The sequence below is a fragment of the Shewanella sp. DC2-4 genome (assembly GCF_013248875.1).
GTDB classification, from domain to species: domain Bacteria; phylum Pseudomonadota; class Gammaproteobacteria; order Enterobacterales; family Shewanellaceae; genus Shewanella; species Shewanella oncorhynchi.
The window spans coordinates 3,694,072-3,709,248 of sequence record NZ_JABRVR010000002.1; the positions used below are offsets into that span (position 1 = coordinate 3,694,072).

A 15,177-nucleotide genomic window follows, 5' to 3' on the forward strand; every position below is an offset into this window, starting at 1 on the left:
GACAAACTCTGCAAACAAGTAAGCAGCCGTTAAGCTGCTGTGATAGTTGGCATTTACTGATTTAAACGGGTTAAATCCTCAGACTCACAGTAGTTCACCTGTACCGAATAGCCGTCATCTTGCTTGATAAAATCGACAAAGTTTTTAATCGCAGGTAAGGCATCTTCCCTATGGTGCGACACGTACAGCAATTGGCTCAGATGATGCTCAGCTATCATCTCCAGCGCCCGCATCACTAAGGTGCGATTGATGAAATCTAAGCCCTGATACGGCTCATCTAAAATCAGCAACAGTGGCTGTTTAATCAAGGCGCGACCTATCAGCAGTAACCGCTGCTGACCATAATCGAGCTTCTTAAAGCTGGTGCTCGCCAGCCCTGTCATGTGCAGAATCGCCAACCATTCCTTCGCCAAATCTAGCTGAGGTTTAGTGGGTTTATGGTACAGGCCAATAGAGTCAAAAAAGCCCGAAAGCAGCACATCTAATGCCGAGCAACTGACGCGATATTGCAAGTGCAGCGCCGACGATACTATGCCAATCCGTTGTTTAATCTGCCAAATACTCTCGCCGCTTCCGCGAGGTCGGCCAAAGAGCGTGATGTCATTACTATAGCATTGAGGATGGTCGCCTAAAATCAGCCCCAGCAAAGTGCTTTTACCGCAGCCATTTGGGCCGCGAACTTGCCAATGTTGCCCCGCCTCGATGCGCCAATTCACGCCGCTGAAAATCAGCCCACTGACATATTCCACTTTGCCATTTTTAATCTCGACCAAAGGATCAAACGCCTCGGCGTTGTGCCTTTGCCGCTCCATCAAGGCCAAGAGTTCATCGCTACGTTGCGCCGATAACGCATTCAACTGTGCCATCACAGGATGATTGTGCCATTGCTCAATCGACATCGACGGGCTGAGTTTGTGCACACTCTGCCCCGATTTGAGCATCTCACCATTAAACAGCGCCACATGGCTGATGCAAGGCGGCAATTCTTCTTGGCGAGAGGTAATGATCAGCAACTGGCTATGCTCGGCCACTTCACTCAGCAGCTCAGATAAGCTCGCCTGATGTTCAGCATCGAGCCCTGCATAAGGGTCATCTAAAATCAGCAATTGCGGTAACATTGCCAGTGCACGTGCCAGCATGACTCTGCGCGTTTCGCCCGTGGATAATTGCCGAAAACCACGCAGGCGCAGAGGCTCAAGCCCAACCTTTTGCAATAATGCTGGGAGTTGCTTGGCATCTTGGCAACATTCCAATACTAAGGATTCGACACTCGAACCGTAATCCAACTCGTCTTTTTCTAACTCGCGCTCCAGCAACGCTTGCTGCAACCCAAGTGACACCCAGCCGATACGTTGCGGCAGGCCAGAAATCGTCCCTTCATCGGGCAGAATATCACCCGTTAATATTCGCCCGAGTAAGGAACCACAATAGCTGTCGGTCGCGAAAATCGCCCAATGTTCAGCAGGGTGCAGTTGCCACTCATCGACGACTAACACCTCATTATCACGCCCGTATCGTAACTGTTTAACCACAATACTTTTGTCTTGGTTCGCGACAACATCAAGCATAACCACAGTTCCTTTCTATTTTTAAGGGATGATAAAAGCCAGCGATTACCCAATCGCATTGCTCCATGATATCTAAGGCAATAATATCTTAGAGTCATGATATCTAGAGCCATAATATCCAATGCAATAGCTCACGATGCACGACAGTCGCTCAGGTTTTATCGGCTGATTTTGGGGAATACGTCACCAGAGTAAAGCTTATTGGGGATAAAATCTAATGCGCTTAATGGCATAGGCAAAGCGTGGCAACATCCAACGGATACGCATGTGTGAGGCAACCACTCTGGCAGAACTGTGATAAAATCGGCACCTGTTTAACTTTCATATCAACAAGGTAATGCAATGAATCCCATTATTGCCATCTTAAAAGAACACAACGTCAGTGACGCTAAAATCCAAGAACTGTTTCAAACATTAACCGAAAATCCATTAATGGCGATGGGTACGCTCGGTCAATTAGGCATCCCAGCCGAAAAATTACAACAACTGCTGGGGCTAGTGATGCAGAAACCAGCCTTGATCAAAGAAGCCGTGCTTGAACTCGGTTTGGATTTCTCAAAAGTAGAAGCTGCAAAAGCCCAGCTACAAAAATAAGCGCAGACTGTTCAAGTTTGTAGCCATCATGCGCTAGGGGAATGCGCGTAACTCAGCTCCCCTAGCGAATGTTAAAAACACTAAACCGCAAAGTAACTAAATCTCACAGCAACTAAACCTCAAAGCCATTGACGCTCAAAATGATTAATACCAAGTGAGCTAACTGTTTTGCGCCTGCCACTCCTCAATCGCTTCTTTCACCGCTCGAAAAGCCTCAATCCCCGCAGGCATACCGCAGTAAACGGTGCAATGCAGTAAGACTTCTTGGATCTCTTCAACCGAGCAGCCATTGTTTAACGCGCCTCGCACATGGCCCTTTAATTCAGTCGGCGCCTTTAATGCCGCCAGCGTCGCAATAGTAATCAAACTGCGCGTTTGCCTTGAAATGGCATCACGCACCCAAACCTCACCCCAGCAATTGGCCGTAACTAAATCTTGCAGCGGTTGCGTAAAATCCGTCGCACTATTGAGCGCCTTATCCACATAGCTATCGCCCATCACAGCACGACGCACCTCAAGCCCCTTCTCGTATTGCTCATCGTTCATCGATGCATCCTTTTTGTTATGTGATTAAGCTCTGTAATTAGACTTATTGAACCGCCGCCAACCAATCTGCCCTATATCCTTACCAACTGTAACTGATTACTAACGTTAGATTGAGCGCACCCAAGCAACGAACTCTTCGGCGAGTCTGGGAGGGTTACAGGCCTCTGTCTGATCTGCGATCTCGTTATAGTACTCGAGCTCGTGAACTATGATGGGTACCGAACGACCGAAAAGGCGACTAACGGTTAAGTTGGAATGGAGTGTAGAAGCGACAACGCATACTGCGGCAACAAATTGCTCGGTTATCTCCTGACCGAGCTCAAGGCAGCGCTCAAAATCGACATCTTCCTCCGCATCACTGTACCCGAGACCGAGATCGGCCACCCAGCGAGCTAAGATATCCGCAGTCTGAGAGTCAGAATCCCCAAAGACGAGGAGTTCGTTTTGAAGCCAGAAGGCATAGTTCCATTTTGCTTCGTCAGAGCTAGAAGCCTTTGGAATCGAGGCATGCCACTCGTCGACTGTGTTATAGCCGACTGTCAGCGTAGGTAGACGGGGATCGTCATATTCGTTGTTGATATAGAAAGACAATGCATAAATCTGCTCCGCCTCAGCGGTTGGTATACTCTCTAGCGCTTCGGTAATAGCACTCTGAAGCGCGGTAATCATTGGGATATTCATACTGTGTTTCCTGCTCGTTTAATGCCGCATTTAGCGAATGAAAATAGTGCATTGTAATTGAGAATAAGAGCTTAACCCACTATTTTTGTTCAGCTTAAATGTCTGCCAATATGTGAGTATTCAACCAATTTATCATCGAGCTAGTCTCCAATCTATCACACGTAAGACTGCCATTTTTATATAACCCTACGGCCAAGTGATAGAAGCTTGGAATACTCAAAGACACCTATATTTTTCTTGTAAATAACTCAGAAAGAAATGTGTCAGTCCTCGCTTTCGATCTTATCAAAGGTCGGCAAACTCTTTTGCTGCTCATTTGCGGCTTAACAGCCAAAGTAAATCAAGATCGTGGGGCTTCACCCCACACCCGACCAAGGAGGACTGCTCGTCCTATCCTCCTTGGATTCTCCAAGACGCCCCTAGCGAAGTTACATGCATTAGTTACTGGTCTCACACTCCAATAAAAATTGCCTAACGGCTCAGATGGGACATCCCTATCCCCCCGAGCCTGCGCCATCATCCATGATGCCGCCACGGCATTTTTATCTACGTATTTCGACAACTTCGCAGGGGAAGGTGTATCTCTTTTATATTTGGTGTTGCTTGCTAGTCATGCAAAGCAAACAGAATTATGCCCACCATCCCTTTTATAAAATTTAACGATTGGTGGCCAATTAAATTGAAATGGATATCAATCCAAGCGTGTTAGCAAAGCTGGTGCCGCGAAGATATAAACACCAATCAGGTAGTGAGGGGGTGTATAAATTCAAAATCTGTAGAGAAAGTAATGACTAATAGGTAGATTACAGCTTACTATTAGATAAATTTAATGAAATTTATTCTTTAACCGCTACAAGGATGAGTAATATGGCAGAAACAAGAAATCCCACATTTAAATTCATTAATAATCTTACATTGGTTTTAGCTGAGGGTGATGAAGCTAAACTGGTTGATTTGATCATTTCCACACCAATTTCAGATCTGGTTCAATATATCCCTGATCTTCAAACACAAGAAATCGTGGAGCTTTTTAGTCTATTGCCAGCTAAATACACTGACGTAATACTTAGCAATCTCCCATCAACCTTCATAAAGAAACTAATCAGTAACCTCAATAATTTTTCTTCAGATAATCATGTAATTAGTAACATTAAGAAATTAATCTATGAAAGGTTATCACTTAATGATAGAGACTATGATTTAAGTAAAAAATATTTTGAGCTTAAAGATGAAAATATGAAGCTTCAAATTGAAAATGTGAAGCTACAGGAAGATTTTAAAGCAAAGTTACAGAAAGAACTCTCCGAAAAAATTGATAAAAACTTATCAGAATATGTTAACTCTGCCATTAACTCCCTTAAGGCTAACCGAAGGGTGTTTAACTCTAAAGCAGATAATTGGAAGCTTTATGGATTTATAGCTTTTTCCTCTGCGATTGTAGTATCTTTGTTGTCCGCGGTATGTGCAACTTACTATCTTCTTTATTCTGGATATAAACTCGACTGGGTAGTTTATTCATTATTGTCAATAAAGGTTTTAATTGTTATCTCCCTAGCGTGTGCATTTTCAAACTATGCCTATTCCGTCAGTAAGGCTTATATTCATGAAGCATTAATAAGAGTGGATAGGGAACATGCAATCAGATTTGGTGAGATGTTTTTAAATATATATGGTGATAGATTGGAACAGGCCGAAGTTAAATCTGTATTTGAAAATTGGAACTTTAGCTCTAACTCTGCATTTAACATAACTGAAAAAAATAAAGAGCCTGCAACAGATTTAAATAAATCAGTTGAATTAATATCAAAAATAATGGAACTGACAAAACTTAACAAATAATGAAGTACCCGTTAACGGGTACGCTTTCTTCCTTCCTAAAATCTCCGTATACCTATAAACCGCAAGCCCGCCAACGCTGTGAAGCGTAGACAACTTAACCGCCGTGAGGCGCTCAATTCTGCCGTGAGGCAATACATCCCAAGGGGAATAACATGCTTTGAAAATACCTGCCATTTTTGGCGATTGCTATCGGCGTGGTTTATGCCGCCAATCAAAGATAGGCAGGCATAACTCTTTTGGATCTAACAAAAGACACCGAGACTACAGAAGTTCACCCTCACCTGCGAAGTTGCTGAAGGGCGTTGAAGAAAATCGTGTGACGCAGACAGGACGTCTGCGTAGCTTTCGGGGTACAGGATGTACCATCGGAAGCGTTAGCGATTTTCGAATAAGCACGAAGCCACTAACCAATGCATGTAACTTCGCTAGGGGCGTCTTGGAGAATCCAAGGAGGATAGGACGAGCAGTCCTCCTTGGTCGGGTGTGGGGTGAAGCTCCACGACTTTGATTTTGCTTTTAAAAGCAATCAAGAAAGATGGGACAGTCTAACCACCAGCAAAAGTATACGATGTTACACTTTTAGTAACTATTTCAGTGCTTAAAACCCAAAAAGTGTAGGTAAGTACACCCAATACTTCCCCAAGTTGCCAGACCAAAAACAAAACCCCGAAACTGTTACCAGCATCGGGGTTTTCTTTTACAAGAACTTTGGTCTGAGGCTTTTAGGCTCCAGACCAGCAAAGTATCTTACGTAGGATAAATCGAGTTAGAACAAGGCGCTTTACCACGACGTTCAGCTTTCTGCTCCCAATACAATCTAGAGTGGTTAAGCAACACTTCCTTAGCCCCTCAGATACAAAAAAATCCCTGACACTATTAAGTATCAGGGATTTTTTTAGGTGTCGCTCTTAGCGGACTAAGAACTTAGGCCTAGGGGTCTGACGTTTTTGCGCAGCATAAAACGTTCAGTACAAGGCGCTGTGAGCGTAGCATACGTTGTGTGTATGTGAGCGAGCAGCAACGCCGTAATCAACGTTTTAGACCAGCAAAAATTACATCATGCCGCCCATTCCGCCCATCCCACCCATACCGCCCATATCTTGGCTAGCATTTTGTGGGATCTCAGCAACCATAGCTTCTGTAGTGATCATCAGACCTGCGATTGACGCAGCGAATTGCAATGCACAACGGGTCACTTTAGTTGGGTCAAGGATACCCATTTCTAACATATCACCGTAAGTGTCATTACCGGCGTTATAACCGAAGTTACCGCTGCCGTTCTTCACTGTGTTAGCAACAACTGACGCTTCTTCACCCGCGTTAGTGGCGATTTGACGTAGTGGCGCTTCCATTGCACGCAGTGCGATAACCACACCGTGTTTTTGGTCTTCGTTTAATACTTCTACTTCAGCGATCTTAGAAGCTACGCGAACCAGAGCAACACCGCCGCCAGGAACCACGCCTTCTTCTACCGCAGCGCGAGTTGCATGCAGAGCATCTTCAACGCGGGCTTTTTTCTCTTTCATTTCAACTTCAGTCGCTGCGCCAACTTTGATTACTGCTACGCCGCCAGCTAGTTTAGCCATACGCTCTTGCAGTTTTTCTTTGTCGTAGTCAGAAGTTGACTCTTCAACTTGTTGTTTGATTTGGCTTACACGAGCAGCAATTTGTGTTTGCTCGCCGTTACCATCGATGATGGTGGTGTTGTCTTTAGTGATCACAACACGCTTAGCTGTACCTAAATCTTCCAACGTTGCTTTTTCAAGCTCTAGGCCGATTTCTTCAGCAATAACAGTACCGCCAGTCAGGATTGCTACGTCTTGCAGCATTGCCTTACGACGATCGCCAAAGCCAGGTGCTTTAACAGCAGCCACTTTCACGATACCGCGCATGTTGTTCACAACTAATGTTGCTAATGCTTCGCCTTCAACGTCTTCAGCAACGATAAGCAATGGCTTACCGGTTTTTGCCAGACCTTCAAGGATAGGTAACAGTTCGCGAATGTTAGAGATTTTCTTGTCTACTAACAGTACGAATGGGTGATCTAATTCAACGCTGCCCGTTTCTGGCTTGTTGATGAAGTATGGAGATAGGTAGCCACGGTCAAACTGCATACCTTCTACTACGTCCAATTCGTTTTCTAACGCTTGGCCTTCTTCAACTGTGATCACGCCTTCTTTACCGACTTTTTCCATCGCAGTTGCGATGATTTCGCCGATAGATTCGTCAGAGTTTGCAGAGATAGTCGCAACTTGCGCAATCGCTTTTGAATCTGCACAAGGTTGTGATAAGGCTTTTAATTCAGCCACAGCAGCGATAACGGCTTTGTCGATACCGCGCTTCAGATCCATTGGGTTCATACCGGCTGCAACGGCTTTTAAGCCTTCAACTACAATGGCTTGAGCCAGTACAGTTGCAGTAGTAGTACCATCACCGGCGGCGTCGTTGGCTTTAGAAGCAACTTCTTTCACCATTTGCGCGCCCATGTTTTCGAATTTGTCTTCTAACTCGATTTCTTTGGCAACAGAAACACCGTCTTTAGTGATCAGTGGTGAGCCGAAGCTCTTGTCTAATACCACGTTACGGCCTTTAGGGCCTAAGGTCACTTTAACTGCGTTCGCGAGAATGTTTACGCCAGCCAGCATTCTTACGCGAGCGTCATTACCAAATACAACTTCTTTAGCTGCCATCTTGATTATCCTTTAAATTTTTAATGATTAATTGGAATGTCGAATTGATGCTGAGGATTAACCCACTACTGCCATCAGGTCAGCTTCCGACAGGATCAAGACTTCTTGACCGTCGATTTTTTCTTTCTTAACGCCGTAACCTTCGTTGAAGATCACCACGTCACCCACTTTGACATCCAGTGGCTTAACTGTGCCATTTTCTAAAATACGGCCATTGCCCACAGCAAGGATTTCACCGCGAGTTGATTTTTCAGCGGCGCTACCGGTCAGTACTATGCCACCCGCTGATGTAGATTCAACTTCTAGACGCTTAACGATTACGCGGTCATGTAATGGACGAATATTCATCTATGAACTCTCCTAATGATTTGATGCCCTACAATCGAGCCTATTTGTGATTAAAAAAACAGACACCTTAGTCTGCTCTTTTGCTGTCTGAGATATGGGGCTGACAGTGTCGAGATCCAAGGGCATTTACAAAAAAAACTTCAATTTTTTGATGTCGGTTTTTTCAAGTCCACACAATCCTGCTAGAATCTCGCCTCCGCTCGCTAACAAGGCACTATTTTTCCATGAAAGACAGACACGGGCTGCTCACCGCGCCAATTGGTCGTGTACTGCTCAACATGAGCCTCCCCAACTTAATTGGCATTATGACCATTCTAGGTTTCAGCCTCGCTGACACTTTTTTTATCAGCCAATTGGGCACCGAAGCCTTAGCCGCCATCAGTTTTACCTTCCCGGTGACCTTAGTGATCTCGAGCATCGCCATTGGTATTGGCGCTGGAGTCTCGACCAATTTAGGTCGACTTATCGGTTCGGGTAATGCCCACAAGGCCAAAGTGTTCTTGCATGATGCCTTATTGCTCACCTTTGTCTTGATCGCCAGTTTAGCCGCACTGGGTAGCATTTTTATTACGCCACTGTTTCGCTTACTCGGGGCAAACGATGACAGCTTGCCACTGATCCACGACTATATGATTTACTGGTATGTCAGCGCACCGCTGCTGGTATTGTTGATGGTAGGCAATCAAGGCTTACGTTCCACTGGCGATACTCGCTCGCCGGCGATGATCATGGCACTGGCAGCGCTCATCAATCTTATCCTCGATCCGTTACTGATTTTTGGTATTGGGCCATTTCCACGTTTAGAAATCCAAGGCGCCGCAATTGCAACCCTGTTCGCTTGGTTGATTGCCTTATCTTTGTCGGGATATTTGTTGATTGTCAGGCGCAAAATGCTCGAATGGGCCGCCTTTGACATAGACAGAATGCGCGCGAACTGGAGCAAACTAGCCCATATAGCACAACCCGCCGCCTTGATGAATTTAATCAATCCGTTAGCCAATGCCATTATTATGGCCATGTTGGCGCATATCGATCACAGCGCCGTAGCAGCCTTTGGTGCCGGTACTCGATTAGAGTCAGTGCTATTAATAGTAGTGATGGCACTGTCGTCGAGTTTAATGCCCTTTATTGCACAAAACTTAGGGGCAGGACAGCCACACAGAGCGAAAGAAGCCCTGCTATTATCGATAAAATTTATCTTTATTTTCCAAACCTTACTCTATATCCCACTGATCTTTTTAGCCGAGCCTATCGCGCATTTATTCAGTACCGATCCACAGGTTATCGAATGGCTAAGTTTTTATATCTTAGTGCTGCCCTGCGCCTACGGACCTTTAGGTATAGTGATTATTGTCGCGACCTCGCTCAATGCCTACCACAGGCCTATGAGTTCATTAGTTATCAATCTGTGCCGCTTAGTACTGCTCATGCTGCCGCTAGCAGCCTTGGGATCGTATATAGGTGACGTTAAAGGCCTGCTGCTCGCGCTACCTGTGACCAATATTTTGATGGGAATTGCCTGTTACTGGCTGGCGCAGCGGATCTGTGAGCCCACAAAGATCACGACCGCAAACGCCATTAGCGAGGGGTAAACTAGCTTGATTTTTTAACGGGAAAGCGTAACACATCGTCTGAAAACGCTCCCGTAGAGGCTTTGCAGGATCGACGTGGGCCTTGCTCACTCATATTAGTCGGCACGCCGTTTGGCACTAACTCTTGCATGATATAGTCGATAAAGCGCCGACTGGCTAAACTTACGTAACGTCTTGATGGATAAGCTAAGAAGCACTCGCCTTGGTGGGGTTGGATTTCAGGTAATAAGGTCACTAACTCACCAGTTTCCACATATTCGGCAACGACTTCAGAAGGTGCATACACGATACCGCGTCCTTGCAATCCAAACTCAACCGCCACTTCAATACTGTTGGAGCAGAAATTGCCTCTGACTCTCACCTCTTGTTCTGAACCGATAAATAACTCATTAAAAATTTTGCCATTGGATAAACGGAACATAGACACATTATGTGCTTCAATCTCTTTCGGTGTTTTAGGTGTACCGTGTGCCGCTAAATATTGCGGACTGGCGTAAAAACGTAAGTCAGTGGTAAAAATTGGCCGCACCACTAAATCTAAGGTATCCAACGCAGGCTCGACAACAAAGGCCACATCGAGATTATGTTTCACCATATCAACGGATTCTGAACTGCTGATGACTTCTAAGGTGAGTTTAGGGTGCATATCCATAAAGCGGAAAATGGCTTGCATCAAGATTTTCATGCTGTGGATAGGGAACATTTGAATACGCAAATGCCCGCTGATCTCAGCATCGTCATTGGTCATTTCGAATAGGGTTTCGTCGAGCTGAGCCAAAATATTCTGCGAGCGCTGGTAAAAATGACTGCCCGCAGAAGTGAGCGTCATAGAGCGGCTCTGACGGTGGAACAATTTAATGTTCAGCTCATCTTCCAAGGCTTGCAAACGCCGACTCACAGTCGATTTAGGTAAGTTAAGTAAATCCGCCGCTTCAATCAAACTACCGGTTTCAGCAATTCGGTGGAATAACGCTAAGTCCTCTGTCTTCATTTTGACCTTAAGTTCAATCTCATTATGTGGGACTGATAATCCCAAAGTATCCCGTTTATTGCAACTAATTTAGCTGGTATCTTCGCGCCCAGAAATGCTGACAATTTGTTAACTAGGAAATATCCACCATGAAATCATATCGACTCTTGCCGCTGACAATGCTGCTTCCAGCCCTGATCAGTGGTTGTTCGCCTGCGGAAAGTTCAGTGCAAGTGGCAACAATTCGTCCGGTTAAACTGTTTGAAGTACTCAATGTAGAAGACGGAGATTTCAGAACATTTCCAGCCCGTGTTGCCGCCAATAGTCGCGCAGAATTGTCGTTCCGCATTTCAGGACAATTAACAGAATTGGCATTAGTTGAAGGGCAAAGAGTCACTCAAGGTAGCTTACTCGCAAAACTTGATGACAGGGACGCCCACAATAATTTAATGACCCGCGAGGCGGAGCATGAACTGTTAGCCGCTGACTTTAAACGTAAAGTTGAGCTACTCAATCGCAAGCTGATTTCACAATCTGAGTTTGATAGCACTCAAGCGCAGCTCAAATCGGCCACCGCCGCCTTAGCCGCTGCACGCGATCAACTGAGTTACACCCGTTTAACGGCACCTTTTAGTGGTACAGTCGCCAAACGTTTAGTGGATAACCACCAAATAGTGCAAGCAAACCAAGGGGTATTAACATTACAAAACAATAACTTGCTCGATATTAGCATTCAAGTTCCCGAGTCGATGGCGGCGGGTTTGAAGCAATATACCGATCAAGCTCACTTTGCAGCTAAGGTGCGTTTTAGTGCCTTCCCTGAGCAAAGTTTCGATGCCAAATTTAAGGAATACTCGACTCAAGTCACGCCGGGCACCCAAGCCTATGAAGTGGTGTTTTCGTTACCTCAACCTCAAGATATTCAGTTACTTCCAGGAATGAGTGCCGAGTTGACCTTAGCCTTAGTCAAAGATCCTAGTGCCCTCGCGTCAACGGTAGTGCCAGTGACCGCTATCGATAAGCGCGACCAAGATGGCCAAGTGCAAGTGTGGATTTATCAAGCGCAATCGGGTGAAGTAAAACCGACGATGGTGACGCTAGGACGCGTGAGTAATCAAGGTGTTGAGATTTTAACGGGCGTCAACAAGGGCGATCTCATCGTCAGCGCTGGAGTGTCTCAATTATCCGATGGCATGAAAGTCAAACCACTACGCTGGCAGCGTGGGGTGTAATTGATGAACATTGCAGAGTATTCGATACGCCACAAAGTCATCAGTTGGATGTTTGTGTTGCTACTACTCGTGGGTGGTAGCGTCAGTTTTACCGGTTTGGGGCAACTAGAATTCCCCGAATTTACCATTAAAGAAGCTTTAGTGATCACGGCTTATCCCGGTGCATCACCTGAGCAAGTTGAAGAAGAAGTGACATTACCGCTCGAAGATGCCCTGCAGCAACTCGACGCCATTAAGCATGTGACTTCAATTAATAGTGCGGGTTTATCACAAATCCAAATCGAGATTAAAGAAAGTTACGATAAAACCAGCCTGCCGCAGGTGTGGGATGAAGTGCGTCGTAAAGTTAATGATGCTGCGGGAAACTTGCCGCCGGGCACAGCAACGCCACAGGTGATGGACGACTTTGGCGATGTGTATGGCATTTTATTTAACCTTTCGGGACCTGATTACAGCAACCGCGAGTTGAGCAATTACGCCGACTATCTGCGCCGCGAGCTAGTGCTAGTACCTGGAGTAAAAAAGGTTTCTGTTGCTGGCAACGTCACTGAGCAAGTCGTGATTGAAATCTCCCAGCAAAAGCTATCGGCACTGGGGTTAGATCAGAGCTATATCTATGGCTTAGTGAACAATCAAAACGTCGTCTCTAACGCGGGCAGCTTAGTGATTGGCGATAACCGTATCCGCATTCATCCCACGGGCGAATTTAGCAATGTGCAGGATCTAGCGCGTTTAATCGTCAGCCCTCCAGGTAGCTCTGAGCTGATTTACCTTGGCGACATTGCCAATATTGAAAGGGATTATGACGAAACCCCTAATGTGCTTTATCACAATAAAGGTGAAGCAGCGTTATCGCTGGGGATTTCTTTCTCTAGTGGTGTGAATGTAGTCGAAATCGGGCAAAAGGTCAGTGACCGTTTAGCCGAGCTTGAATCACAACGCCCAATCGGCATGAATTTAGCGACGGTTTATAATCAGAGTCAGGCGGTAGATGAGACAGTTAACGGCTTCTTAATCAACCTAATGGAATCCATTGCCATAGTGATCGCCGTGCTTCTGCTGTTTATGGGATTGCGCTCAGGTCTATTGATGGGCCTGATCTTACTGCTGACGATTCTAGGCACTTTTATCGTGATGAAAGTGCTCGGGATTGAGCTACAACTCATCTCCCTCGGCGCACTCATTATTGCCCTCGGTATGTTGGTCGATAACGCCATTGTCGTTACTGAAGGCATTTTAATTGGTATCCGTCGCGGTAAGACCCGCTTAGAAGCGGCCAAACAGATAGTGTCCCAAACCCAGTGGCCGCTATTGGGTGCGACTGTGATTGCCATTATTGCCTTTGCCCCCATTGGCTTATCGCAAAATGCCGCCGGTGAGTTCTGCCGTTCTTTATTCCAAGTGTTGATGATTTCACTGTTTATCAGCTGGATCACCGCCATCACACTCACGCCGTTTTTCTGTCATCTGTTATTTAAAGATGCGCCGAGCGATGAAGAAGCCCAAGACCCCTACAAGGGCTGGTTCTTCAGCTTATATCGCACAAGCTTGATTGTAGCGCTGCGCTTTAGGCTGGTGAGCATGCTGCTGGTTATCGCTATGCTTTTCAGCGCTGTGGTGGGCTTTGGTCATATCAAGAATGTGTTCTTTCCTGCTTCTAACACACCGATTTTCTTTGTGGATATCTGGATGCCAGAAGGGACAGATATTAAAGCGACCGAACGCTTTACCGCTGATATCGAGAAGTTAATGCTTGCGCTGGACGAGCAAAAAGACGTTGGGCTAAAACACTTAACAACCGTTATTGGCCAAGGTTCGCAGCGCTTCGTACTGCCCTATCAGCCAGAAAAAGGCTATCCCGCCTTTGCCCAGTTGATTGTAGAAATGCAGGATTTAGACGCAGTTAAAGCCTATATGCCAGAATTAGAAACCTTGTTAAATCAACGTTTCCCGCAGGCACAATATCGTTTAAAAAACATGGAGAACGGCCCTTCGCCCGCCGCCAAAATTGAGGCACGCTTTTACGGTGATAACCCAGAAGTGCTGCGCGCTTTAGGTGCCCAAGCCGAGGCCATTTTCCACGCCGAACCGAGCATGGATGGCATACGTCACAACTGGCGTAATCAGGTGCCGCTGATCCGTCCGCAACTGGAAAATGCCCAAGCGCGCGAAACAGGGATCAGCAAGCAAGACCTCGACAATGCCCTATTGGTTAACTTTAGCGGTAAGCAAATAGGTTTATACCGAGAAACCAGCCACTTGTTGCCGATAGTAGCCAGAGCCCCCGCCGAAGAACGTTTGCAAGCAGACAGCCTATGGAAGCTGCAAATTTGGAGCAGCGAACACAATACCTTTGTGCCCGCCACCCAAGTAGTCAGTAGCTTCAACACTGAGTGGGAAAATCCGCTGGTGATGCGCCGCGATCGCATGCGCATGCTCGCTGTGATGGCCGATCCTAAGCTTGGTAGCAATGAAACCGCCGATTCTGTACTGCGCAAAATCAAAGACCAGGTCGAAGCGATCAGCTTGCCCGCGGGTTACCGCTTGGAATGGGGCGGTGAATTTGAAACCGCAGGTGAAGCACAAGCGTCGGTATTTAGCTCAATTCCCTTAGGTTATCTGGCGATGTTTTTGATTACCGTATTCTTGTTCAACTCAGTGCGTCAGCCCTTAGTGATCTGGTTTACTGTGCCACTGGCATTGATTGGGGTTTCGGCGGGACTCTTGTTGTTCGATGCGCCCTTCAGCTTTATGGCACTACTCGGATTACTGAGTTTGTCGGGCATGGTGATTAAAAACGGTATTGTCTTGGTCGATCAGATCAACCTCGAGCTCAGTGAAGGTAAACCAGCCTATTTTGCCTTAATCGACTCCTGTGTCAGCCGTGTTCGCCCAGTGATGATGGCCGCGATAACCACTATGCTCGGGATGATACCGCTGATCCCCGATGCGTTTTTCGGTTCTATGGCGATTACAATTATTTTCGGTCTAGGCTTCGCTTCTCTGCTGACGCTCATCGTACTGCCAGTGATGTACAGCCTAGTATTCAATATCAAAGAGACGGCAACAGGAGGTCAATCACCCAGCTAACCTGCTCTGCATTTTATCCAAAAACGC

The 15,177-nt window shown here is 46.1% G+C and carries 11 protein-coding genes; 5 read left to right on the top strand and 6 right to left on the bottom strand.

The genetic code is table 11. The annotated features are described in order from the left end of the window. Positions 1 to 53: 53 nt before the first annotated feature. The gene (locus HQQ92_RS16880) at positions 54 to 1,568 is read right to left on the bottom strand and encodes an ATP-binding cassette domain-containing protein (RefSeq protein ID WP_173246964.1); all 1,515 of its coding nucleotides are present in this window, start codon (positions 1,566 to 1,568) and stop codon (positions 54 to 56) included. 342 nt (positions 1,569 to 1,910) lie between these two features. Here HQQ92_RS16880 and HQQ92_RS16885 point away from each other — a divergent pair, with 342 nt between their 5' ends. After that, positions 1,911 to 2,162 carry a DUF2999 family protein gene (locus HQQ92_RS16885; protein WP_006083102.1) on the top strand — a complete coding sequence of 84 codons (252 nt, stop codon included), beginning with the start codon at positions 1,911 to 1,913 and terminating at the stop codon, positions 2,160 to 2,162. A gap of 159 nt (positions 2,163 to 2,321) precedes the next feature. Here HQQ92_RS16885 and HQQ92_RS16890 read toward each other — a convergent pair whose 3' ends face one another. Next, positions 2,322 to 2,708, bottom strand: a complete 387-nt coding sequence (locus tag HQQ92_RS16890) for a carboxymuconolactone decarboxylase family protein (RefSeq protein WP_173246966.1) — start codon at positions 2,706 to 2,708, stop codon at positions 2,322 to 2,324. Positions 2,709 to 2,813: 105 nt separating this feature from the next. Then, positions 2,814 to 3,377 (bottom strand): hypothetical protein, encoded by a 564-nt coding sequence (locus HQQ92_RS16895; protein ID WP_173246968.1) that lies wholly within the window; start codon positions 3,375 to 3,377, stop codon positions 2,814 to 2,816. A gap of 879 nt (positions 3,378 to 4,256) precedes the next feature. On the opposite strand from HQQ92_RS16895, the gene HQQ92_RS16900 reads away from it, so the two are divergent. Then, positions 4,257 to 5,228, top strand: coding sequence for a hypothetical protein (locus tag HQQ92_RS16900; protein ID WP_173246969.1), 972 nt, complete (start codon positions 4,257 to 4,259; stop codon positions 5,226 to 5,228). A 1,052-nt stretch (positions 5,229 to 6,280) separates the two neighbouring features. On the opposite strand, the gene groL is transcribed toward HQQ92_RS16900, so the two are convergent. Together groL and HQQ92_RS16910 are read right to left on the bottom strand one after the other, a co-directional pair. Beyond that, a complete protein-coding gene (groL, locus tag HQQ92_RS16905; RefSeq protein ID WP_011847850.1) occupies positions 6,281 to 7,918 on the bottom strand; it encodes a chaperonin GroEL in 1,638 nt (545 codons plus the stop codon). Positions 7,919 to 7,975: 57 nt separating this feature from the next. Beyond that, positions 7,976 to 8,266, bottom strand: coding sequence for a co-chaperone GroES (locus HQQ92_RS16910; protein WP_006086113.1), 291 nt, complete (start codon positions 8,264 to 8,266; stop codon positions 7,976 to 7,978). Positions 8,267 to 8,490: 224 nt separating this feature from the next. Between HQQ92_RS16910 and HQQ92_RS16915 the strand changes: the two genes are divergently transcribed. After that, positions 8,491 to 9,858, top strand: coding sequence for an MATE family efflux transporter (locus HQQ92_RS16915; protein WP_173246972.1), 1,368 nt, complete (start codon positions 8,491 to 8,493; stop codon positions 9,856 to 9,858). Between the two features lies 1 nt (position 9,859). Here the strand turns inward: HQQ92_RS16915 and HQQ92_RS16920 are convergent, their stop codons facing one another. Then, positions 9,860 to 10,849: a LysR family transcriptional regulator gene (locus tag HQQ92_RS16920; RefSeq protein ID WP_006086115.1), complete on the bottom strand. Its 990-nt coding sequence runs from the start codon at positions 10,847 to 10,849 to the stop codon at positions 9,860 to 9,862. A gap of 128 nt (positions 10,850 to 10,977) precedes the next feature. Between HQQ92_RS16920 and HQQ92_RS16925 the strand changes: the two genes are divergently transcribed. Next, the gene (locus HQQ92_RS16925; protein WP_173246975.1) at positions 10,978 to 12,060 is read left to right on the top strand and encodes an efflux RND transporter periplasmic adaptor subunit; all 1,083 of its coding nucleotides are present in this window, start codon (positions 10,978 to 10,980) and stop codon (positions 12,058 to 12,060) included. Between the two features lie 3 nt (positions 12,061 to 12,063). Further along, complete coding sequence (locus HQQ92_RS16930) at positions 12,064 to 15,150, top strand: efflux RND transporter permease subunit (protein WP_173246978.1); 3,087 nt, start codon at positions 12,064 to 12,066, stop codon at positions 15,148 to 15,150. The last annotated feature ends 27 nt before the right edge of the window (positions 15,151 to 15,177 follow it).

What these genes read in the sequence shown, in the direction of transcription:
- HQQ92_RS16880 (WP_173246964.1), bottom strand. Translation starts at nt 1,568, where the DNA reads ATGCTTGATGTTGTCGCGAACCAAGACAAAAGTATTGTGGTTAAACAG.
- HQQ92_RS16885 (WP_006083102.1), top strand. Translation starts at nt 1,911, where the DNA reads ATGAATCCCATTATTGCCATCTTAAAAGAACACAACGTCAGTGACGCT.
- HQQ92_RS16890 (WP_173246966.1), bottom strand. Translation starts at nt 2,708, where the DNA reads ATGAACGATGAGCAATACGAGAAGGGGCTTGAGGTGCGTCGTGCTGTG.
- HQQ92_RS16895 (WP_173246968.1), bottom strand. Translation starts at nt 3,377, where the DNA reads ATGATTACCGCGCTTCAGAGTGCTATTACCGAAGCGCTAGAGAGTATA.
- HQQ92_RS16900 (WP_173246969.1), top strand. Translation starts at nt 4,257, where the DNA reads ATGGCAGAAACAAGAAATCCCACATTTAAATTCATTAATAATCTTACA.
- groL (WP_011847850.1), bottom strand. Translation starts at nt 7,918, where the DNA reads ATGGCAGCTAAAGAAGTTGTATTTGGTAATGACGCTCGCGTAAGAATG.
- HQQ92_RS16910 (WP_006086113.1), bottom strand. Translation starts at nt 8,266, where the DNA reads ATGAATATTCGTCCATTACATGACCGCGTAATCGTTAAGCGTCTAGAA.
- HQQ92_RS16915 (WP_173246972.1), top strand. Translation starts at nt 8,491, where the DNA reads ATGAAAGACAGACACGGGCTGCTCACCGCGCCAATTGGTCGTGTACTG.
- HQQ92_RS16920 (WP_006086115.1), bottom strand. Translation starts at nt 10,849, where the DNA reads ATGAAGACAGAGGACTTAGCGTTATTCCACCGAATTGCTGAAACCGGT.
- HQQ92_RS16925 (WP_173246975.1), top strand. Translation starts at nt 10,978, where the DNA reads ATGAAATCATATCGACTCTTGCCGCTGACAATGCTGCTTCCAGCCCTG.
- HQQ92_RS16930 (WP_173246978.1), top strand. Translation starts at nt 12,064, where the DNA reads ATGAACATTGCAGAGTATTCGATACGCCACAAAGTCATCAGTTGGATG.